The sequence below is a fragment of the Oceanobacillus longus genome (assembly GCF_042650085.1).
GTDB classification, from domain to species: domain Bacteria; phylum Bacillota; class Bacilli; order Bacillales; family Amphibacillaceae; genus Oceanobacillus; species Oceanobacillus longus.
This window is the reverse complement of the sequence record NZ_JBHSAO010000006.1, coordinates 256,323-278,009: the sequence shown is the minus strand read 5'-3', so window position 1 is coordinate 278,009 and position 21,687 is coordinate 256,323. Positions and strand designations below refer to the sequence as shown.

The 21,687-nt window shown below is 38.3% G+C and carries 22 protein-coding genes; all 22 read left to right on the top strand.

What is annotated here, in order from left to right:
• The first annotated feature begins 2 nt into the window (after positions 1 to 2).
• The 22 genes from ACFOUV_RS09020 to ACFOUV_RS08915 all read left to right on the top strand — a co-directional run bounded on the left by ACFOUV_RS09020 (position 3) and on the right by ACFOUV_RS08915 (position 21,653).
• On the top strand, positions 3 to 260 hold the full coding sequence (locus ACFOUV_RS09020) for a hypothetical protein (protein WP_379496429.1): 258 nt from the start codon (positions 3 to 5) through the stop codon (positions 258 to 260).
• Positions 257 to 2,371: a LuxR C-terminal-related transcriptional regulator gene (locus ACFOUV_RS09015; protein WP_379496428.1), complete on the top strand. Its 2,115-nt coding sequence runs from the start codon at positions 257 to 259 to the stop codon at positions 2,369 to 2,371. Before ACFOUV_RS09020 ends, ACFOUV_RS09015 begins: the two co-directional genes overlap by 4 nt.
• Before the next feature lie 208 nt (positions 2,372 to 2,579).
• Positions 2,580 to 2,942: a DUF192 domain-containing protein gene (locus ACFOUV_RS09010; protein ID WP_379496427.1), complete on the top strand. Its 363-nt coding sequence runs from the start codon at positions 2,580 to 2,582 to the stop codon at positions 2,940 to 2,942.
• A 46-nt stretch (positions 2,943 to 2,988) separates the two neighbouring features.
• Entirely contained in the window at positions 2,989 to 3,165 is a 177-nt protein-coding gene (locus ACFOUV_RS09005) for a Flp family type IVb pilin (RefSeq protein ID WP_379496426.1), read from the top strand.
• Between the two features lie 89 nt (positions 3,166 to 3,254).
• A complete protein-coding gene (locus ACFOUV_RS09000; RefSeq protein WP_379496425.1) occupies positions 3,255 to 3,761 on the top strand; it encodes an A24 family peptidase in 507 nt (168 codons plus the stop codon).
• A complete protein-coding gene (locus tag ACFOUV_RS08995) occupies positions 3,758 to 4,132 on the top strand; it encodes a TadE/TadG family type IV pilus assembly protein (protein WP_379496424.1) in 375 nt (124 codons plus the stop codon). Before ACFOUV_RS09000 ends, ACFOUV_RS08995 begins: the two co-directional genes overlap by 4 nt.
• A gap of 10 nt (positions 4,133 to 4,142) precedes the next feature.
• A complete protein-coding gene (locus ACFOUV_RS08990) occupies positions 4,143 to 5,063 on the top strand; it encodes a pilus assembly protein TadG-related protein (RefSeq protein ID WP_379496423.1) in 921 nt (306 codons plus the stop codon).
• Positions 5,064 to 5,074: 11 nt separating this feature from the next.
• Entirely contained in the window at positions 5,075 to 6,007 is a 933-nt protein-coding gene (gene cpaB / locus ACFOUV_RS08985; protein WP_379496422.1) for a Flp pilus assembly protein CpaB, read from the top strand.
• Between the two features lie 19 nt (positions 6,008 to 6,026).
• The gene (locus tag ACFOUV_RS08980; protein WP_379496421.1) at positions 6,027 to 6,866 is read left to right on the top strand and encodes an AAA family ATPase; all 840 of its coding nucleotides are present in this window, start codon (positions 6,027 to 6,029) and stop codon (positions 6,864 to 6,866) included.
• A complete protein-coding gene (locus tag ACFOUV_RS08975) occupies positions 6,829 to 8,247 on the top strand; it encodes a CpaF family protein (RefSeq protein ID WP_379496420.1) in 1,419 nt (472 codons plus the stop codon). Before ACFOUV_RS08980 ends, ACFOUV_RS08975 begins: the two co-directional genes overlap by 38 nt.
• Before the next feature lies 1 nt (position 8,248).
• A complete protein-coding gene (locus tag ACFOUV_RS08970; protein WP_379496419.1) occupies positions 8,249 to 9,184 on the top strand; it encodes a type II secretion system F family protein in 936 nt (311 codons plus the stop codon).
• Positions 9,185 to 9,189: 5 nt separating this feature from the next.
• Positions 9,190 to 10,104 carry a type II secretion system F family protein gene (locus tag ACFOUV_RS08965; protein WP_379496418.1) on the top strand — a complete coding sequence of 305 codons (915 nt, stop codon included), beginning with the start codon at positions 9,190 to 9,192 and terminating at the stop codon, positions 10,102 to 10,104.
• A gap of 437 nt (positions 10,105 to 10,541) precedes the next feature.
• Complete coding sequence (locus ACFOUV_RS08960; protein WP_379496417.1) at positions 10,542 to 11,843, top strand: ABC transporter substrate-binding protein; 1,302 nt, start codon at positions 10,542 to 10,544, stop codon at positions 11,841 to 11,843.
• A 100-nt stretch (positions 11,844 to 11,943) separates the two neighbouring features.
• Positions 11,944 to 12,804: a carbohydrate ABC transporter permease gene (locus ACFOUV_RS08955; RefSeq protein ID WP_379496416.1), complete on the top strand. Its 861-nt coding sequence runs from the start codon at positions 11,944 to 11,946 to the stop codon at positions 12,802 to 12,804.
• Positions 12,804 to 13,622, top strand: coding sequence for a carbohydrate ABC transporter permease (locus tag ACFOUV_RS08950; protein ID WP_379496415.1), 819 nt, complete (start codon positions 12,804 to 12,806; stop codon positions 13,620 to 13,622). Before ACFOUV_RS08955 ends, ACFOUV_RS08950 begins: the two co-directional genes overlap by 1 nt.
• Positions 13,623 to 13,671: 49 nt before the next feature.
• Positions 13,672 to 14,709, top strand: coding sequence for a LacI family DNA-binding transcriptional regulator (locus tag ACFOUV_RS08945; RefSeq protein ID WP_379496414.1), 1,038 nt, complete (start codon positions 13,672 to 13,674; stop codon positions 14,707 to 14,709).
• 70 nt (positions 14,710 to 14,779) lie between these two features.
• Positions 14,780 to 15,499 (top strand): ThuA domain-containing protein, encoded by a 720-nt coding sequence (locus ACFOUV_RS08940; RefSeq protein ID WP_379496413.1) that lies wholly within the window; start codon positions 14,780 to 14,782, stop codon positions 15,497 to 15,499.
• Positions 15,500 to 15,521: 22 nt separating this feature from the next.
• Positions 15,522 to 16,553 carry a Gfo/Idh/MocA family protein gene (locus tag ACFOUV_RS08935; protein ID WP_379496412.1) on the top strand — a complete coding sequence of 344 codons (1,032 nt, stop codon included), beginning with the start codon at positions 15,522 to 15,524 and terminating at the stop codon, positions 16,551 to 16,553.
• Positions 16,554 to 16,558: 5 nt separating this feature from the next.
• Positions 16,559 to 17,593: a Gfo/Idh/MocA family protein gene (locus ACFOUV_RS08930; RefSeq protein WP_379496411.1), complete on the top strand. Its 1,035-nt coding sequence runs from the start codon at positions 16,559 to 16,561 to the stop codon at positions 17,591 to 17,593.
• A gap of 15 nt (positions 17,594 to 17,608) precedes the next feature.
• The gene (locus ACFOUV_RS08925) at positions 17,609 to 18,577 is read left to right on the top strand and encodes a sugar phosphate isomerase/epimerase family protein (RefSeq protein WP_379496410.1); all 969 of its coding nucleotides are present in this window, start codon (positions 17,609 to 17,611) and stop codon (positions 18,575 to 18,577) included.
• A 102-nt stretch (positions 18,578 to 18,679) separates the two neighbouring features.
• Positions 18,680 to 19,360 (top strand): YesL family protein, encoded by a 681-nt coding sequence (locus ACFOUV_RS08920; RefSeq protein WP_379496409.1) that lies wholly within the window; start codon positions 18,680 to 18,682, stop codon positions 19,358 to 19,360.
• Between the two features lie 640 nt (positions 19,361 to 20,000).
• Positions 20,001 to 21,653, top strand: a complete 1,653-nt coding sequence (locus ACFOUV_RS08915) for a glycoside hydrolase family 13 protein (RefSeq protein WP_379496408.1) — start codon at positions 20,001 to 20,003, stop codon at positions 21,651 to 21,653.
• Positions 21,654 to 21,687: the final 34 nt, after the last annotated feature.

Sequence of the window (21,687 nt, the reverse complement as noted above, 5' to 3'; positions counted from 1 at the left end):
ATATGGTCAGTAAAGAACTGATACCGCTTCAAATGGAATGTACCATGCTGTTTCAATCGAATCCATACATGATTGAAACGGTGGAAGGATTAAGTATGAAACTCGGAAGAAAAGCAGATGATATTCTTCCGATTATCGAACAGTTAGAGAAACAAGGGATTTTGGAAATGCTTGGCGATGAAATATCCCCATTGTACCGCTACAAGGAGCCGAAGATCATTCAGGATATCGACTTTGTAGAAGAAGTGGATAGCATATGAATGAGAATCTGGAACTTCTGGAGGAATTACAATCCGTATATGCAGCGAAGTATGGCTTCACGATATGGCTGACAGACGAAAACGGGGAAACTGTGCTGCCTCCTGTTGGTGACAATGAATTATGTAATGTGCTGCTAAACCTGAAACAGAATAATTTAATTACGAAAAGAAAGCCTGGGACACAAAAAGCATGGCCCAACCATACACCTGTTTTTTATGATGTTTTTCCGGGCGTATATGTATTGACGGCTTCGATCTCCCTGGAGAATGCAAAAAAATATGATCTATTCGCAGGTTTCATGATTGAGGATGAAACCCAGGATCTTATTATCGAACAACTTAAGACTGCATACCAAGATGACATAAACTGGGAAGCGATTTTAGCTAACACTCCAATCATCAGCCCTTCAGCAAAACAGATATGGAAGGGGAAGATAGAAAAAGTCGGTGAGCTTATTTCCCAATTGCTTACTGAGAAGGCTGAACGTTCCATTTTTGCTTTACAAAATGAACTGTTTCATCAGGGTGTACAAGAAAGGGAACATAGTATCACCCATTTATTGCATAATTTTTTTCATCGTAAAAAGGTATTTGAATTTCTTGGTTTGGCAGAAGAACAGGACAATACTTTTGTAGTAACAGAAGTGATCGGAGAAGGAATTGACGCTTTTCATGGTGCTCAATTCTCTCCAGGAGAAGGGTTTTTAGGAAGGGTTCTTTTAACGGGTGAATTTGATTTCTGGGAAGATGTTGATAAGGATCCACGATCAATCTTTTTTAAGAGACATCAATTTAAGCCGAGATCACTTCTTTGCTACCCAATGAAGCAGCATGATGGTTCAACGAAACTATTGTTTGGCGGAAATATCCATAAGGATGGCTTTTCAAGTAGAGAATTGGAAATGGCAAAAACATTGGGAATCATGCTGGAAGCCCATTCGTTTATCCATCATCTGCAAAGAGAGAACGATGAGCAGCTGCGCCGGTTATCATCACTTATTGAAATTTCCAAACTAATGGTTGCTGCTCCAGATATAAAACGAATCGTCTATATTTTAGTAGATATAGGCCTTAATCTAGTAGAAGGAACTTTTTCTTGCCTTGTATTAAGAGATATCAAAGATGATAAGGTGAAGCTTATTTCCCGTGGAAAGTCGAAAGGCAGTATCGGAGAGTATGCAAAAGACGTGGCAAAACGCTTTTTTGACGGGAATTCTCGTGAACAGCAAATGCCAACGGTCCAAGTAACTGAAGGTGGAGATCGTGTGGTTGAATGTCCGTTATTTAACAGAGGACAGGCAGTTGGAATACTCAGCGTGGGCATATCCAATCAATCGGAAGCACAGCTCCAGGAACATATCAATTATTTAGAGACGCTTTCCATTATTGGCGGAATATCGCTGCAGCTGGCAGGTAAAGAGGAAGAGGAATATGAGGAGAAGCAAGTAAACACCCTTTTTCGAGCAATCGAACAATTCGATAAAGATGCATATGCCGAAGCGGAGAATGCCGCAAACCTTGCTGGCAAGTATGCGATGAATCTTGGCTTGGATGCAGTGGTAATAAAGGAAATCATCCATGCATGCCAATTATCGTACTATACGCCGGAATTCATTCGGGATACCTTTCCAGAGAAAAGAATTGATTTGATTGTCAAGGAAGGCAAAGCATTAATGGAAGGCAATACATTAACCTGGGCAGAGGCAAGTGTCTCGAGACAAGTAGTTGCATTGGCAATGACCTATATTCGTAATGATTCAATCGAGGCTATCCCAAAGCAAATTCTTGGTAATGAAACTGTTCAAGCGTTTATATCATTCGTAACAGAATTTCAGGTTATTGAAGAAGAAATCGATTTGGCTGTCCTTCCAACTGAGAGGAAAATTGACTCTGTAACAAGTACGATTAAGGAAATGGATCTGTCCCCGAGGGAGCAGGAGGTACTTGATCTTGTCATTCAGGGGCTGAACAATAAGGAAATTGCCCAGGAACTCTATATAAGCGGACATACGGTAAAGAACCATGTAACGAAGATCTTCCAAAAGCTGGATGTGCCTGACCGGGCCCATGCTATTTCCAAAGTATATCAGCTAAAATATCACTCAGGTTAAACCTCTCAGGAATGGGGGGTTTTTCTAATGCACCCATTTTCATTTGTTCCTATCAAACGATAAAAAACGGCATGAATAGGAATGCATTCCTATTAGAAACTGCCAATGAATAACAGGAATGGTGGGGGATATTTTTTATGTCTCCATCATTGCATAATAGGGATTGTAAGTTGGTCAACAAGTTACATCAAATCAAAAAAAGCAGGAGGTGCTGAAAATCAAACTGGTAAATATAGATACAGATGAAGCAATTGCTGAACGTGTAAAAGGAGCCTATACATTCTGGTCTCGGTTTAAAGGATTGATACTCACAGAGAGCATGCCGGAAAACGAAGCCCTTCATATATCTCCTTGTACAGCGATTCATACGTTTTTTATGAAATATAGCATTGATATTATTTATCTTAATAGAGAAAAAGAGATCGTGGGGATCGAGGAATACCTGGAGCCGGGAAAAATAGGTAAGAAATTTATGAACGTAAAATCAGTCATTGAGCTTCCAGCCGGTACGATTCGAAACACCTCCACCTTAGTTGGACAAAAGGTAAACTTAGCTGACCAGGATTTATGAGATAGTCAAATAAAAAAATTATATATATTAAAAGGAGAGATTTTGAATGTTAAACAAAATCAAAGGATTATTTATTGAAGAAAAAGGACAAGGGATGACTGAGTACGGGTTGATTTTGGGGTTGATTGCGGTGGCGGTTATTATAGCATTAACTGCTTTAGGCGGTTCTGTAAAAGGGATTTTTGAAGATATTGTAACTGATTTTGGTGGTAAAACAGCGTAACACCACACAGAATATTAATAAAAACTATAGGACCCGTTGTCATAGGGTCCTTCTATATATATCAAAACACGAATGAAAGGATGGACCACATGATTGATATTTTCCTTATTATTATATTACTGATTTGCTTAGTCACAGATATCAAAAGCCGAATGATCTACAACAAAGTAATATACCCGGCACTATTAATCACATTTATCTACCATTTTACAACTGGCGGTTGGGAAGGTCTTAGCCATTCTTTCATTGGTTTTTTGATAGGCTTTGGATTACTGCTGATTCCTTACTTTATGGGTGGTATGGGAGCTGGAGATGTGAAGCTGCTTGCTCTGATTGGTGCAATGAAAGGATCAGCATTTGTTTTTCAATCTTTTATATATATCGCAATTATTGGTGCTCTAATGGCAATTGCAATTATTTTATTCCGTCGTGGAATGTTAAAGTCTATGATTTACTTTCTATCTAGCTTAAAGAACGGCGTTGTATTAAAAGGTGGCATTTCCAGAGGATCATTAACCGCTACCTACCCTTATGGTGTTGCCATTGTTGGAGGAGCATTTCTACTGTTATTTATACAAGGTGTGAGTTTTCTATGATCAAGAAGCAGGATGGTCAGTCATTAGTAGAATTCGCGTTGATTCTACCACTCTTATTAATGTTATTAGTAGGAATTTTTGACTTTGGAAGAATATTATATACCCATCTACAGCTTGAAATGGTTGCACAGGAATCGGTGAGAATTGGTGGTTTGGGTCAAGGTGATGAAGCCATTCGCACCTATGCGATGACACAGTTTAATGGGGATGCTACCAAACTGCAAATATCGATAACACCTGGGGAAAGTGTTCGGAAAGCCGGCGATTATATCACGGTAACAATAGCCTACCCAGAGGTATTTATGAATGTACTTGGAGAAGCGGCCATTCCCTATACTGTAAAAACAGATTCCACAATACGGGTTGAATGAGGTGGACAGAATGGAATCTTTTTATAAGAAGCTGAAAAAAAGTGAAGATGGAAATACAATCATTCTGATGGCATTAGCAATGAGTGCGATGATTGCCATGGTTGGACTTGTTATCGACGGTGGCAATTTATTTGTATCTAAAAGCCATCTTCAAAAAACAGCCAATGCAGCTGCATTGTCAGGTGCACAGGAAATTGTAAATTCGGAAGCTAATGTAAAAGAAGTAGTTAATCAAATACTGGCATTACATGAGGAACAGAATAGCTCATTACAGGTGAATATAGAACCAAATAGCCAACTCCATGTTGAAGTCACGAAGGATGTACCACTGTATTTCGCTACATTATTTGGAATTGATTCTGTACCCATTACGGTGGATGCCAAAGCTATTGTAAATCCAATGGGGGAGGCAAAGGGTGCTGTCCCGCTTGGTATTAATGATTCTGTTAACTTAGATTATGGGGAAACCTATGAACTGAAAGTAGATGCTGGCGATTCGATAAGTGGTAACTTTGGTGTACTCGCACTAGAAGGACCGGGAGCAAAAACTTATGAGGAAACCTTAAAACATGGATTTGATGAAAGCTTGAAGGTAGGAGATATAGTAAACACGCAAACAGGAAACATAGCTGGTAAAACTAAAGCAGGGATAGACTACCGAATTGCCAATTGTCCATATCCTGACGGGGATTATCAAGAGAGAGATTGTCCAAGGGTTATGCTAATTATCGTTTATAAACCACACCCCACTGAAAATAAGCAAATAAAAAGTGTAGAAATAACAGGTTTTGCTTATTTTTATGTCAATCAGCAGATGAGTAATACGGATGACACAGTTAAAGGGATTTTCATCAAACGCACCGGTCCTGGTATTACCGGTGAAAACAGCCCGGCAGATCGTGGGGCATATGCAATTAAACTGGAAGAGTAGGTGGTATTCATATGAAACCAAAGAAAGTATTGCTGCTTGCAGTGCTATCAGGAATCATTACGACGGCATTATTTTATCTATTTATAACGAATACGACTGCTGAAACAAATGCTTCCGAACAACCACCGGTGGAGATGGTGCAAGTGGTTGCAGCGGCAGCAGAAATACCAAGTGACCAGCAAATACTAAAGGAGCAGGTTACGGTAAAGGAAATCCCTGCAGGTCAGGTGCATCCGGAAATGGTGACAGACATAAACAGCGTGCTGAATAAATACACAACTGCTGATATCAAACCGGGGGAAATTCTGATGAACCATCGGATAATGGAAAAAACAGAAGAGAAAGAAGTCGTATCCCGTAAGATTAATGAGGGATATCGGGCAGTTTCTGCAGAAGTTATGTATGTTACCGGTGTCTCCAACCTGATCCATCCAGAAGATTACGTGGATGTGGTTTTAACATCAGGAGAAAAGCCAGAGACAGAAATTATCCTTGAAAAGATTCGGGTACTTGCGGTTGGGGAGAGGATGACCGAGAAAAAAGCAGAAGGTGCTGAACCGGTCCTGTATCAATCTGTCACACTGGAACTGGATCAGGATGACACTGTAAAGCTGATCAATGCGGGGAACCGTGGTGTACTCCAGCTGGCACTTTACAGTAAATCGGATTTAAATGAGGAAACAACAGATAAAGAAGCGAATCAATCGGATGAAAAAATCACAGAAGCTACAAGCAAAATTGTTACGTTGCCAGTAAAGTCTATTATCCGGGATTCACCAAGTCTCTTGGCAAACCCAATTGAAGTTGTTAAGGAAGAAACTTCTCTGCTGCTTCTTGGTAATCAGGAAACAGATAGGGATGGAAGAATCTGGCTTGAGATAGAGACGACAAATAAAGAAAAAGGTTGGATCAGCAGTCGAATCATAAAGGGCGAACAAGAATAACGTTACGGAGGGATTTGACATGACAGAGAAACCTAATATCATGCGGATTGCAGTCTGCAGTGCTGTTGGTGGAGTTGGTAGAACGACTATAACCGCTAACTTGGCAGCAATTCTGGCAAAGGAACATGTTAAAGTTACTGTCATTGATGCAGACCTTCAGTTTGGAGATATAGCGTTGGCTTTCGATCTTCATCCAACGCGTACCATTAAAGATGCGGCAGAGCGTAAGGATAAGGATAATATCCATTTTTATGTCATGAATCATGAATCTGGTGTAAATGTCTTACCTGCACCTGACAGGCCAGAATATGCAGAATTGATTATTCCTGATTTTCTGAATTCAATCATTGATACACTGAATGACAATGCAGAGGTATTGTTAATTGAAACACAAGCAGGATTAAACGATTTAAATATTCAAGTAATGGAAAAGGCAGATCTTATTTTAGTGGTTGGTACACCAAGAATGGCCGTATTAAAAAACACTAAACTGTTGATTGAAACACTCAGCATGCTCGGTTTAAAGGATAAAGCACGATTAGTATTGAATAAAGCTACTTCAAATACAGTTATCAAATCAAAAGATATGGCAGAGCTAACAAATATGGAACAAGCATTCTTTTTACCATTTGTTGATAAACACATTGATCATTCCCTGGACATGGGATTACCAATTGTGTCCAGTCACCCAAAATTAACATTCTCCAAAGAAATGGAAAAATTAGCTGAAAGTCTAAACCTTTACGATTCAAATACGAAGGGCAATTCTGGTATTTTCTCAAAGTTTACGAATAAAGGTCACAGGTCAAGGGGGATAAAAAATGAGTTTATTAGCGCGGATCCAATCCAAGAGTCATGAGCATATTACCGACCAGATGATAACAGAAGTTCCAATTGAAGAAGTAGTAGTACCAAAAGAAGAAACGATTTTATCTGATAATACTATTTCATCAGCTGCTGAGAAGGATAATACTCCTGAGCTTACCAACGACTACTTTGAATTAAAAAATCTTATCTTTAAATACATTATAAAAGAACGAAATGATGAAGATATAGATGAGATTGTTGCAGATCTTGATTCCATTATATCTGAAATTCTGAATGATAATGAAGGCTTAACCAACATAAATGACTGGAATATTCTTAAGGAAGAAATAAAAAATGATCTGACAGGGTATGGTCCAATTAACCCGTTATTGCTTGACGAGAGTGTGACTGAGGTTATGGTTAACGGCCCAAAGCATGTATATGCAGAGCGTAATGGTAAATTGGTGCTAACAAATATTAAGTTTCGTGACAATGAGCATGTGATGGCAGTGCTGGAGAAGATTGTTGCACCACTTGGCAGACGAATTGATGAGAGCAGCCCAATGGTGGATGCCCGGTTGATGGATGGATCAAGGGTAAATGCGATTATCCCCCCATTGGCACTAAATGGACCTACGATAACAATTCGTAAATTTTCCAAGGATCCATTTACAATTCGTGATTTAATTGGTTTTGGTACGTTAACCGAGGAAATGGCTAATTTCACGAAGGCTTGTGTGGAAGCAAAATTGAACATTTTTGTAAGTGGTGGTACAGGGTCAGGTAAAACAACTACATTAAATGTGTTATCTTCCTTTATTTCCAATAAAGATCGAATTGTTACGATTGAGGATGCAGCAGAGTTACAACTTGGCCAAGAGCATGTTGTTTCCTTAGAAACAAGACCACCTAATATTGAGGGAAAAGGAATGATTTCCATCCGTGACCTTGTTCGAAATTCGCTGCGTATGAGACCAGATCGGATTGTTATCGGTGAGGTTCGTGGAGGGGAAGCACTGGACATGCTCCAGGCTATGAATACGGGGCATGATGGATCACTTGCCACGGGACATTCCAACAGTCCAAGGGATATGGTTGCTCGATTGGAAACAATGGTATTGATGGCTGGAATGGAATTACCAGTGAAAGCAATTCGTGAACAAATCGCAGGGGCATTGGATGTAATTATCCAACAGTCCCGATTAAAAGATGGTACGCGTCGCATTACGAATATTACGGAAGTACAAGGTTTGGAAGGAGATATTATTGTGCTGCAGGATATCTTTACCTTCAAGCAATTTGGTCTTGACGAAAATGGCAAGATATTAGGAAAGCTAGTTCCAACTGGTATCCGTCCTAAATTTTACGAGCGAATGGAAAACGAAGGGATCCATCTTCCAACTTCGATATTTACTGAAAAGGTAGAGAATTAATATGATGTTCATATTGATATTTTCCGTGTTTATCACAAGTTTTCTTTTTCTCATGGCAATTAGTCTTGTTCGTTATGCTAAAAATGCCAACCAAGATAAGATCGTTAAAAAGAAATTTTCTGTTAAAGAAATACTTAAAGAGATGAACCATAAGCTAACAATGCTTTTAATAAAAAATAAAAAACAAAGTAAGAAAAAAAACAACCTGGAACAAAGGTTAAGTGTTGCGGGTGTTCCGATAAAGCCAGAAGAGTTTGCTGCTTTTCAATGGCTGGCAGCAATTTTTGCTGGAGGGTTGTTTCATCTGCTATTGGGTCATTTGCTTTTTTCTATTATTGGTTTCATTTTTGGATTTCAATTTCTACCTCTGTGGCTGAAAACGAAAGAAAAGAAGCGGATAAAACAATTTAATATGGGGCTACCGAGTATGATTACTTCGATCATTGGCTCCTTACGAGCGGGATTCAGTTTACCTCAATCGTTGCAAATGGTAGCAGAAGAATCCTATTCCCCGATTAAGGAAGAAGCAGAGCTGGTTTTAAAGAAAATGCGTTATGGAACCAACCTTGAAGATGCATTAGTGGAATGGAAAGATCGCATACCTAGTGAAGATCTGGAATTAATGGTAGAAGCTATCATTATCCAGAGACAAGTAGGCGGAAATCTGGCCTTTCTACTAAATAAAATTGTTGAAACCATCAGGGAACGTTCTAAAATTCAGAATCAAATTAAAACACTTACAGCGCAAGGACGTCTATCTGGTATGATTATCAGTCTTCTGCCGGTAGCACTTGGTTTCGTTATTTACTTGATGAATCCAGAATATATTGGAACACTATTTACAAATCCAATTGGGATAGGAATGCTAATAGCTGGTGCTATAGGCGGTATTATTGGTTTTATATTGATACGTAAAATTACGACAATTGAGGTGTAAAATGGATGGCTTTATATGGTAGTTTTTTTATATTTATATGCTTTTTAACCTATGCTATTGTCGGGATGAAAGCAGAAAGAAAAGGACATATTCAACATAGAATACAAACTTATTTCGTCATGAATACACCGTCGTACCAAGCAGATATCGAGGAAGAAGAACGTTCCTTTTATGAGCGAGTTGTGCAGCCTACTTGGATTACATTTAAAAGGAAATACACAAAAAGATTAGGGAAAGAAGAGGCATCCAAGCTCGAGCATCTGCTGTTGAAAGCGGGCCAGCCATTTGGTTTTAGCCCAGTAGGATTTAAAATGCTGCAGATTACGATAACCTTGGTATCGCCTTTACTTGGTGGGGGAATAGGCCTCCTTTTTAACCTGGAATTGCAGTATATCTTTCTTATTTTCTTTGTATGTTTCGCATTAGCAATTATATTACCAAAGCAGTTTTTAAAAAAAGCGATTAAAAAAAGAAGCCAGCTAGCTGGAAAAGAACTTCCAGATATTCTTGACTTATTAACGATAAGTCTTGAGGCTGGGTTAGGATTTGATGTAGCATTAAGCCAGGTTGTTTCCAAAAAAAAGGGTGAAGTTATTAAAGAATTTAAGGTATCATTGGAAGAAATGCGTTTAGGAAAAACAAGGAAACAAGCATTAAACGCGATTAATGATCGCCTTGAATCCGATGAATTGAGAGCATTAATTTATAATATCGTACAGGCGGAAAAACTGGGAATTGGAATGGTTTCTGTTTTACGTGTACAGACAGAGGAAATACGCGAATACAGAAGACAAAAGGCTGAAGAAACGGCAATGAAAGCTCCAATTAAAATGATGTTTCCTTTGGTATTATTTATTTTCCCTACCTTATTTATCATTTTATTGGGACCTGCGATGATTCAGCTTATGGGTTCTTTTTAATGGGATTGAGGCAACAGCTAAAAGTAGCTGATGCCTATTTTATTTTTCAGTTTTAGATAATTTATGCAAACGGTTTTCTTACTGGTTGTATTAAATTGGTCAGATATAAATCAAACTGAATTAGTTTATTGAATAAACTAATATAAAACAGTTAGGGCCATGCCATATATAGCTTCAAGAAAATATTACCTCTAGTATTTTTAAAATGTTAGCGCTTTATTTTTTTATTTAAAATCTATTGCTCTTTCAATTTTTCTATGATACTATCAAGTTAAATTAATGCAAACGGTTTCCCTCCGCTTGCAAGGGCATGAATCTACTTATACATATGCCTTTGAAGGATTTAACTAAAAGCAAATGAGTCAAAATTTTTTTGGAGTTCATTGTAATCGGTTTCATCCAAATGGGAAAACAAAAAATTAGGAGTGGGGATAACTATGAGAAACAAAACGTTTCTTTCAAAAGCTTTTATGGCACTTTTTCTTTCAGGTATTTTAGTAGTAGCGGGTTGTTCGTCATCTGATGAAGATGGTGAATCAAGTGCTTCTGGTGATCAAACAGAAGTAAGCGTTTTCCAGTTTAAAGTAGAGTTTAAAGAACAATTTGAGGATCTTGTTGCCCAATATGAAGAAGAGAACCCTGATATTAAGATAGATGTTCAAACCGTTGGTGGTGGTAATGACTATGCAGCATCACTGAAGTCATCATTTGCTGCAGGAAATGAGCCAGACATTTTTAATGTTGGTGGGCCAACAGAGGTGGAAGAATATAGAGAATACTTAACTGACTTGTCAGATACAGCTGCAGCAGATGCAGCGTTGGACGGTACGCTATCTGGTGTGACAGTTGATGAAGAAATTTTAGGATTACCATATAGCCAGGAAGGTTATGGTTATATCTACAACAAAGAAATATTTGAACAAGCGGGTATTAATGCAGAAGAATTAACAACATATGAAGCTTTGGAAGAAGCTTTTGAAACATTGGAAAGTCAAAAAGATGAATTGGGACTTGAAGCAGTTATCGCACTTCCAGCTAAAGAGTTATGGGTTATGGGTAACCACTTAGCCAACACTTATATTGCTTCAGACTTTAATGATGATATTTTGGAAGCGTACAATGCTGAAACGATTCCATTTGAAAAAGGTGACGAATTACAAAGAATGTTAGATTTACAAAATGAGTATTCCAAACAACCAGTGTTAAGTCTTGATTATTCACAACAAGTTGAACAGTTATTTTCAACTGGCAAGGTTGCATTAATTCAACAAGGTAACTGGATCTATCCAACTGTTGAGCAGATGGATGCAGAATTCGCTGAAAACGGTATTGGGATGATTCCAATTCCTGTTGATGGTCTTGAAGGTCATCTGCCTGTAGGGGTTCCACAGTACTGGGTAGTTAATAATAATGCAGACGATGCAACACAACAAGCTGCAAAAGATTTCCTTGACTGGATGTATACGTCTGATGCTGGTAAAGAATTAGTACTAAACGAGTTTAAATTTATCCCTGCATATGAAGGTTATGATACAGAACAAATTTCTGATCCACTTTCACAGGATGTATATAAATATGCATCTGAAGGGAAAACAATTGGCTGGGTATTTATGGCATCTCCAATTGGATGGCAGGAAGATTCCTTAGCGGTTAATATGCAAAGATATTTAAGTGGAGATATTACTTGGCATGAAGTAATTGAAGGATCCAAAGCTGATTGGGAAAATGCTAGAAAATAGTTGAAAACTTAACAAAGCGATACAACCAACAAGATCGATGAACTTGTTGGTTGTATCTCTCACTTTAGGGGAGTTTTATGAAAGCGTGGAGGTGCTAGTAATGCGAAATAGAAGTTTATCATTTTGGTTATTTGTTACACCAACCCTACTAGCATTAGGGCTTGTCGTTTTTGTTCCATTTATATATGGATTTATTTTTTCCTTTACCGATTGGAATGGCTTAACGGCTACACAATTTTTGGGCATGGAGCATTATATTAATCTATTTCAGGATAGAGAATTCCTTGACTCGATCTGGTTTACGATTAAATTTGCAGTCATTTCCATCATACTCGTAAATGTGATTGGATTAGGCTTAGCTTTACTTGTTACACAGAAAATGAAATCCAGCAATCTATTAAGAACGGTATTCTTTATGCCAAACTTGATTGGTGGACTGATCTTAGGTTTTATCTGGCAGTTTATTTTCGTCAGTGCGTTCGATAGTGTTGGTAGTTTGTTAGGAATGGAATGGCTTCAAGGTTGGTTGTCTACAACTGGAACAGGGTTTTGGGGATTAGTAATCCTGAACACATGGCAGTATGGTGGTTATATTATGATTATTTATATTGCTTATTTGGAGGCTGTACCGGGTGAATTAATTGAAGCGGCAGAGATTGATGGGGCGAATCCACTGCAACGATTCTGGAAAGTGACATTCCCGCTCATTGCACCTGCTTTCACAATTAGTATGTTCCTCACTTTATCCAATGCATTCAAACTTTATGATCAAAACCTTGCATTAACAGGAGGGGGACCATTTAACTCAACACAAATGGTGGCAATGGAAATTTATAACACAGCATTCAGTGATTATGATATGGCATATGCCCAATCCAAGGCGGTTATTTTCTTTATTCTGGTAGCTGCTGTTGCGTTAACACAAGTTTATTACAACAAGAAAAGGGAGGTTGACTTATAATGAAGGAAAAAAAGCGCAATAAGCTTTTACTGCAAATAGTTGGTGTTTTGATTGCTTTATTATGGTTATCTCCATTTTACTTAATGATTGTGAATGCATTTAAAACAAAAAATGGTATTTTTACAGATGTATTGGGGTTGCCAACAGAATGGACGTTTGAAAACTTTTCAAAAGCTTTTATAGATTTGGATTTTGCCCATTCACTCTTTAACTCTGTTTTGATTTCGGTGCTAAGTGTCGGACTGATTATCATTTTCTCATCGATGGCTGGTTATGCTTTAGCACGTAATACAAGTAAACTAAGTGCGGGAATATTTATGGTGTTCGTAGCTGCTATGCTGATTCCGTTTCAATCGGTTATGATTCCGCTTGTATCGCTATTTGGTCAAATTGATATGCTAAACCGATCTGGACTTATATTTATGTACTTAGGTTTTGGTTCAAGTTTATCCATCTTTTTGTATCATGGTGCCATGACTGGAATACCAAGAACATTAGATGAAGCTGCAACAATTGATGGGGCCAATAGGTGGCAATTATTTTGGAAAATTATTTTCCCGATGTTAAAGCCGATTTCTGTAACGGTAATGATTTTGAACTTAATCTGGATTTGGAATGATTATTTACTTCCTTCACTCGTATTAAGTGCAGACCAAGCAACCATTCCATTGAAAATGTTCTTCTTCTTTGGGCAATATACGAAGCAGTGGCATTTAGCATTAGCTGGTTTAACCATCGCAATTATTCCAGTTATTATCATCTACTTCTTTGCACAAAAACATATAATTAAAGGGGTATCTGATGGCGCAGTAAAATAATTGGAAATCCCCTCATAGACTGGTAAGTTAAGGGGAAAGGGTGAAAAATATGTCGGTTACAATTAAAGATGTAGCAAAACGAGCGAACGTATCTCCGTCCACCGTATCGCGGGTGTTGTCGGACAGTAGTAAAATAAGTGAAAAGACAAAGCGCAAAGTTAGAAAAATAATGGATGAGATGGGATATCATATTAATTTAAATGCACGGGTTCTCGTTCAGAAATCAACACAGACAATAGGAATTGTCATGAAGCATTCAGCAAGCCATAGCCTGCATAATCCATTTTTTCCGGAAGTACTGCGAGGAATAAGTGCTTATTGTAACAAAGAAGATTATAGTATTTCACTAACGACGGGTGAATCAGAAGAATCTATTTTTAATGAAGTTGTTAAAATGGTACAAGGGCAACGTGTAGATGGAGTAATTGTGCTCTATTCAAAAAAGGATGACAAAGTTGTTCCATATTTAATTGATCAAAATTTTCCATTTGTCGTTATTGGCAAACCATTAAGTGAAACAAGTAAAGTCATGTATGTAGATAATGATAATATTCAGGCTGCTAAAGAAGCTACCGAGTATTTGATAAAACTTAAACATCAAAGAATTAGTTTTATCGGCGATGATCCAGATTTTCAGGTGATTCAGGACAGGCTAAATGGGTACCAGGAAGCATTGAGGGTTCATGGTCTGAAAGGTTCTGATGATTATATCAAACATTTCGAATATGGAACACCGAATGGAGTACAGGTCGTCGAAGATCTAATTCATTTACCTGATCCCCCAACAGCGATGGTGATCTCTACCGATGTAAATGCATTAGTAGTTATGAAGGAATTAAGAAACAGAAATATTACGATTCCAAAAGATATAAGTATTGTCAGTTTTAATAATACAATTGTTTCCCAATTAGCCAGTCCACCAATGACGTCGATAGATACACAAACCTATCAGTTGGGATATGAGGCATCGAGGTGTGTCATAGAACTGATTCATGATCCGAAGATGTTCAAAAGAAGTTTAATTATACCTACTGTCATTAAGATAAGAGAATCTTCACAGGTTAATGAAGGATTAAAATATGTATAGGGAATCATCATTGCAACCTTGAATGCAAACGATTTCCTTAAATCATGCAAACATAAGGGAGAGAACAGTTGTGAATGTAGTCGTATGGAATGAAAATCGTCATGAAAAAACAAATGCAAAAGTTGCAGAAATTTATCCAACAGGAATTCATGGAGCTATTGCAGATTTCCTGAATGAAGAGGAAGTAAATGTCAAAACGGCAACATTGGAGGAAACAGAACATGGACTTACCGAGGAAATTTTAAATGAAACAGATGTATTGTTATGGTGGGGACATGTAGCCCATCACGAAGTACAGGATGAAATCGTAGAAAAAGTTCAGCAGCGTGTATTGGAAGGCATGGGCCTTATTGTTTTACACTCTGGACATTTTTCTAAAATATTTAAACAACTGATGGGCACAACTTGCGACCTTAAATGGCGTGAAGCAGGGGAAAAGGAACGTCTTTGGGCGGTAGATCCTACACATCCGATTGCAGAGGGGCTTGGCGAGTATATTGAACTTGAACAGGAAGAAATGTATGGAGAACATTTTGATATTCCAACACCAGATGAACTCGTTTTCGTCAGTTGGTTTGAAGGTGGGGAAGTGTTCCGAAGTGGTGCTACGTTTAAACGCGGCAAAGGGAAGATATTCTATTTCAGACCAGGACATGAAACATATCCTACCTACTACAACAAGGATGTTCAACGGGTAATAAAAAATGCAGTAAAATGGGTAAATAATCAAAACACACCAACACATGTTTATGGCAATACAAAGCCATTGGAAAACATTTCTGAAAAATAATGAATTAGAGGAGAATGCAACTATGTCAAAAATTCGCGTAGCAGTAATCGGCTGTGGAAGTATTGCAAAACATCGTCATTTATTGGAATACGATAACAACTCGGAAGTAGAAATTGTTGCCGTATGCGATATTGTTGAATCACGGGCAAAAGAAGCTGCGGAAATGTATCATGCGAATGCATATACAAGTTATGAAATCCTATTAAAAACAGAAGATTTGGATGCGGTTAGTGTCTGTCTTCCAAATTATTTGCATGCTCCAGTAACTATTGCTGCTTTGAATGCAGGATGTCATGTATTATGCGAAAAACCGATGGCGACTTCCAAAGAAGAAGCTGAAAACATGATTAAAGCTGCTGAATCAAATAATAAAAAGCTAATGATTGGACATAACCAGCGTTTCGTATCCTCGCACCAAAGAGCTAGAATGTTAATTGAACAAGGTGAAGTAGGAAAAATTTACAGCTTCCGTACTGCATTTGGTCATGGTGGACCTGAAGGCTGGAGTGCAGATGGAGGAGATAGCTGGTTCTTTAAAAAGGATCAAGCATTTATTGGTGCAATGGGTGATCTTGGTGTACATAAGGCCGATTTGCTCCGTTACGTATTGAATGAAGAGGTGGTTGAGGTTGGAGCTTTCGTCGAGACGAGTGCAAAAGAAAATGCAGATGTCGATGATAATGCGGTCTTTATTTTAAAAACGGAAAGTGGAGTAATTGGAACCCTTGCTGCCAGCTGGGCCTACACAGCAAAAGAAGATAATTCAACCATCATCTATGGTGAGAATGCGACATTGAGACTCGAGGATCATCCTGACTATTCTCTTGTGGTGCAATACAAAAACGGTGAAGTCGTCAAATATGAATTAGGTGGAATCCAGTCCAATGAAGAAGGCGGTCAATCAACAACACATGTTATTGATCACTTTGTGGAATCCATACTTCAGGATAAAGAGCCTTTGATTAATGGGGAAGAAGGAAAGAAGTCATTGGAAGTTATATTAGGTGCTATCGAATCGGTTGAATCAAAACGTATCTATCAAATGGAGAAGTGATTACTTTGACTAAATTAAGAATGGGAATAATTGGGGTAGGTGGGATTGCGCAAAGCAGGCATATTCCAGCCTATCTGGAATTAGCGGAAAAAGTAGAAATTGTTGCTGTACAGGATCTAAACCGATCACGAGCAGTAGAAGTAGCAAAGGAATATGATATTCCGCATGTTTTCACAAACTATCATGAATTATTTGATGTCGTCGATGCTGTAACAATTTGCACGCCAAATAAGTTCCATGCTGAAATTTCCATTGCCGCATTAGAAGCAGATGTGCATGTCTTCTGTGAAAAACCAATGGCAATATCCGTGAGTGAATGTGAAGCAATGCTAGCAGCTTCAGAAAAGTCGAATAAAATAGTATCCATTGCCTATCATTACCGGTTTATGGAGGCATCGCGGATCGCAAAGCAGGCGATGAATGATATCGGGGATCCGCTTGTTACCCGAGTGCAAGCTCTAAGACGGCGAAAAGTTCCGGGCTGGGGTGTATTTACAAATAAGGAATTACAAGGTGGAGGTAGTTTAATTGATTGGGGATGTCACCTTCTTGACTTATCACTTTGGTTATTAGACGGACCGAAGCCGGTTGAGGTAATCGGTACAACATATAATCAATTAAGTAAAACACCAAACCAGCTTAACGATTGGGGAAGCTTTGATCATACTACATTTGATGTGGATGATCATGTTTCAGCATATATCAAGTTTGAGGATAATAGCTCGATGCTGTTTGAATGTTCTTGGGCAGCAAATATTAAAGAGGATACCACACATGTAAGTATTTCTGGTGTGGAAGGCGGAGTAAATGTATTTCCATTTGAAATCTATCAACCAAGACATGGAACATTTATGACGACAGAAGCAAAACTGGTAGAAGACCCAGCGAAAGTTGATGTACTGCAAGCTCAGAATTTTGTTGAAAGCTGCCTTGGTGAAGGGGAATTAATCTGTAAGCCTGAACAGGCATTAATCGTTACGAAATTAATAGAAGCTATTTATGAAAGCAGCAATACCGGATCAAGTATAAAATTTTCGTAAGTGGAGGGAATATACATGAAACTAGGCGTATTTACCGTATTATTTGCAGAAAAGCCATTTGAAGAAATGCTCGACTATGTAAAGGATGCTGGATTAAGTGCTGTCGAAATCGGAACAGGTGGAAATCCAGGAACTGCTCATTGTAATGTAGATGAGTTATTGGAAAGCGAAGAAAAAAGAAACGTCTTCATGGACAAAGTGCAATCACGTGGATTAACCATCAGTGCATTGAGTTGTCATGATAATCCTATTTCTCCAAACAAACAACATGCTCATGAATCACATGATGCATTCACAAAAACAGTTCTTCTAGCAGAAATGCTTGGTGTACCAGTTGTAAATACATTCTCTGGCACACCTGGATCCAATGAAGATTCCAAATATCCAAACTGGCCAGTAACACCGTGGCCAACGGAATACTCCGACATTTTAAAATGGCAATGGGAGGAAAAACTCATACCTTATTGGAAGGAACAGGGTCAATTTGCGCAGGATCATGGCATTAAAGTAGGTTTGGAGTTGCATGCAGGTTTTCTCGTGCACACACCATATACGTTATTAAAGTTAAGAGAGGCTACATGTGATGCAATCGGAGCAAACCTTGATCCAAGTCATTTGTGGTGGCAGGGAATAGATCCTGTTGCAGCAATTAAAATTTTGGGCAAGGAAAACGCAATCCACCATTTCCATGCGAAAGACACGTACATCGATCAGGATAATGTGAACATGTACGGTTTAACAGATATGCAAGCCTATTCTGAAATTCAAACACGTGCGTGGAGCTTTCGTTCTGTTGGATATGGTCATAGTATTCAGGAATGGTCCAATATTGTGAGTGCATTACGAACATATGGCTATGACTATGTTATCAGCATTGAACACGAGGATCCAATTATGTCAGTCGATGAAGGATTTAGAGCAGCAGTTAAAAATTTGAAAGCTGTTAATATTGAAGAATCGCCTGCTGATATGTGGTGGGCGTAAGACAAGAGCTCCCTCCTGAGTTTATGTGTAGCATAAACTTGAAGGGGGCATTTGTTCATCATATATGGAAAAGGATCTATAACTAGCGGGAGGAGAACACTATTGAGAAATACCGGATTTATGAGTGGTTTATATGTTTTAAGTGAGTGGATGATGCGTTTTTCGGTAATCAATGTATTGTGGCTCTTTTTCAATTTGCCGATCGTTTTCATTGTAGTAAGCATTATGTTTGTTGAAAGAATCAGCAATATATTTCTTTTACTTCCACCACTCATTGTTTTCATGCCCTTATTATTTTTTCCTGCAACAACTGCAATGTTTGCCTCGGTAAGGGATTGGATTATGGACAAGGACGATAAAGGCTTAATCAAGTCTTATTGGCGTTATTATAAAGAAAACTATAAAAAAAGTTTATTCGGAGGAATGATTTTAACGGTATTATGGTTTGTATGGGGTGTTGATTATTACTACTTCAGTCAGGAAAATATTATTCTGATGTTTTCTTTTGTCATCATGGGAGCACTTCTATATGTGTATACGATGAATTTCTTTTCTGTAACAGTACATTATGAGATGAGACTTGGAGCTATTTTGAAAAACAGCCTGCTAATCACGCTAGGCAGCCCGATATTATTTTTCACAGTCCTCTTGATGAATGGAATTATTTTGCTTACGAGCTTTAATACGGTGCAATTTTTAATCCCTTTCTTTACCTGGTCATTGCTAGCCTTTGTATCATTTTCAGCGTTTTACAGATTGTATATAAAAATCACAAGTAAATAACACAGCTTTTGCAGAGTGAATGGCTAATTGAGCCTTGGTAGCGAAGTAACTGCTGGTTATTTGGTTTCTTTAAGTAACTGCTTTTCCCGCCGTCCGGGATCGCTCTGGGCGGATGCGCATCCTTAGGGCACGGCCTCAGCCCCGAAGAGAAAACCACTCTTCTGGTCTTCGGACACGTGCTTTTCCCGCAGGAGTCACCGCCCGCCGCTCACCCAAACTGGTGAAACTGTAGGATGTTATTTTAGCTATTAGCAAGTGTAGTCATTGTCAGCAACCCACGAACCAGCTCGGGGAAATACACGGAGACTCCTACGGGAAGAAAGGCATCGGTGAGACACTGAAATGCGTCAGCATGAAGGGGCTCACCAGCCGCCCGTGGAAAGCGCAGTGTATTTCCCAGAGCGGTCGCCGAAGTTCCTATCCTAGTTTGTAGTTTATCTCAACTCTGATGCTTAAAGAGCAACAACCATTACAAAATTATCCTTTAGAAAACAACTATATTCTTACCAGGTTAGTAAGGGAATTATTAGGATTAAAATAAGTTTAAACCAGTAAACTGTTTGATCTTATTTTATTAGTTCGAAAGTTGAGTAATTAAGATAAATCATATAGCTAATAAACGAAAGCAAGGAGGATTTGTATGAAACGAGTATGGTGGAAAGAAGCGGTTGCATATCAAGTATATCCACGAAGCTTTATGGATTCCAATGGTGATGGTATCGGGGATATTCAAGGTGTAATTATGAAGCTGGATTATTTGAAAGATCTTGGGATTGATGTCATCTGGATCAGCCCAATCTATCAATCGCCAAATGATGATAATGGCTATGATATTAGTGATTATCAAAATATAATGGATGAGTTTGGAACAATGGAAGATTTTGATCAATTATTGGATGAAGTACATAAGCGTGATATGAAACTGATCATGGATTTAGTAATCAACCATACTTCTGATGAACATCCCTGGTTTATTGAATCACGTACTTCAAAGGATAACCCATATCGTGATTATTACATGTGGCATCCCGGAAAAGACGGGAAGGAGCCGAATAACTGGGAGTCCATTTTTGGTGGATCGGCATGGGAGTATGATGAAAAAACAGAGGAATATTTCCTTCATGTATTTTCAAAAAAGCAACCAGATCTAAACTGGGAAAACCCGATTGTACGTAAAGAATTATATAACATGGTTAATTGGTGGCTTGATAAAGGAATTGATGGATTTCGCGTAGATGCTATTTCACATATTAAAAAAGTCGAAGGATTTCCAGATATGCCAAACCCGAATAAAACTAAATATGTTCCCTCCTTTAAAGGTCATATGAACCGTAAAGGTATTCAGGAATTTTTGGGAGAATTCAAAAGGGAAACCCTGGATAACTATAATATTATGACTGTTGGTGAAGCTAATGGCGTTCGTTTGGAAGAAGCCGATGAATGGGTTGGAGAAGAGAACGGAAAGTTTAATATGATTTTCCAATTTGAACATTTAGATTTATGGGGAAAAAACACAAACAAAGGCCTTGATATCCATGCTTTAAAGAAAACCTTAAGTAAGTGGCAAAAAGGGCTGGAAGACATCGGTTGGAATGCGTTGTTTTTGGAAAATCACGATCAACCACGATCGCTTTCGACCTGGGGAAACAGTGAGGAATACCGCGTGGAATCTGCAAAATGTTTGGCGACGATGTACTTTCTGATGCAAGGAACCCCATTTATTTATCAAGGTCAGGAAATTGGCATGACAAATGTCCAGTACCCATCCATTGATGATTATAATGACATTGATGCGAAAAATATGTATGATAACGAGCTAGCAGAAGGTACACCATCCGAAGATATTATGGAAATTATATGGAAAACAGGCAGAGATAATTCGAGGACACCAATGCAATGGAATGCGGAGAAAAATGCAGGTTTTTCACAAGGTGACCCATGGCTGAAGGTTAACCCGAATTACAAGGAAATAAATGTGGAAAAAGATAGGAACGATTCTGATTCCATCTACCATTATTATAAAAAGCTGATTCAGCTTAGAAAAGAAAATAACGTTCTTATTTATGGTAGTTATGATATTATATTGGAAGAACATGATCAGGTTTATGCTTATACAAGAACGCTGGAAGATGAGAAAATATTAATTGTTACGAATCTGTTTGCAGAGAAGGTAGAGTTCAAGCTGCCAGCTGATTTACGGGAAAACAAAAAGAATTTATTGATCAACAACTATAATGAGTATGAAGAGAATATTCTAAAGGCTTATGAAGCAAGGGTTTATAAAATAAGTTAGGGATGTAAATTCAGGTAGCGGGAATAATGCTGAA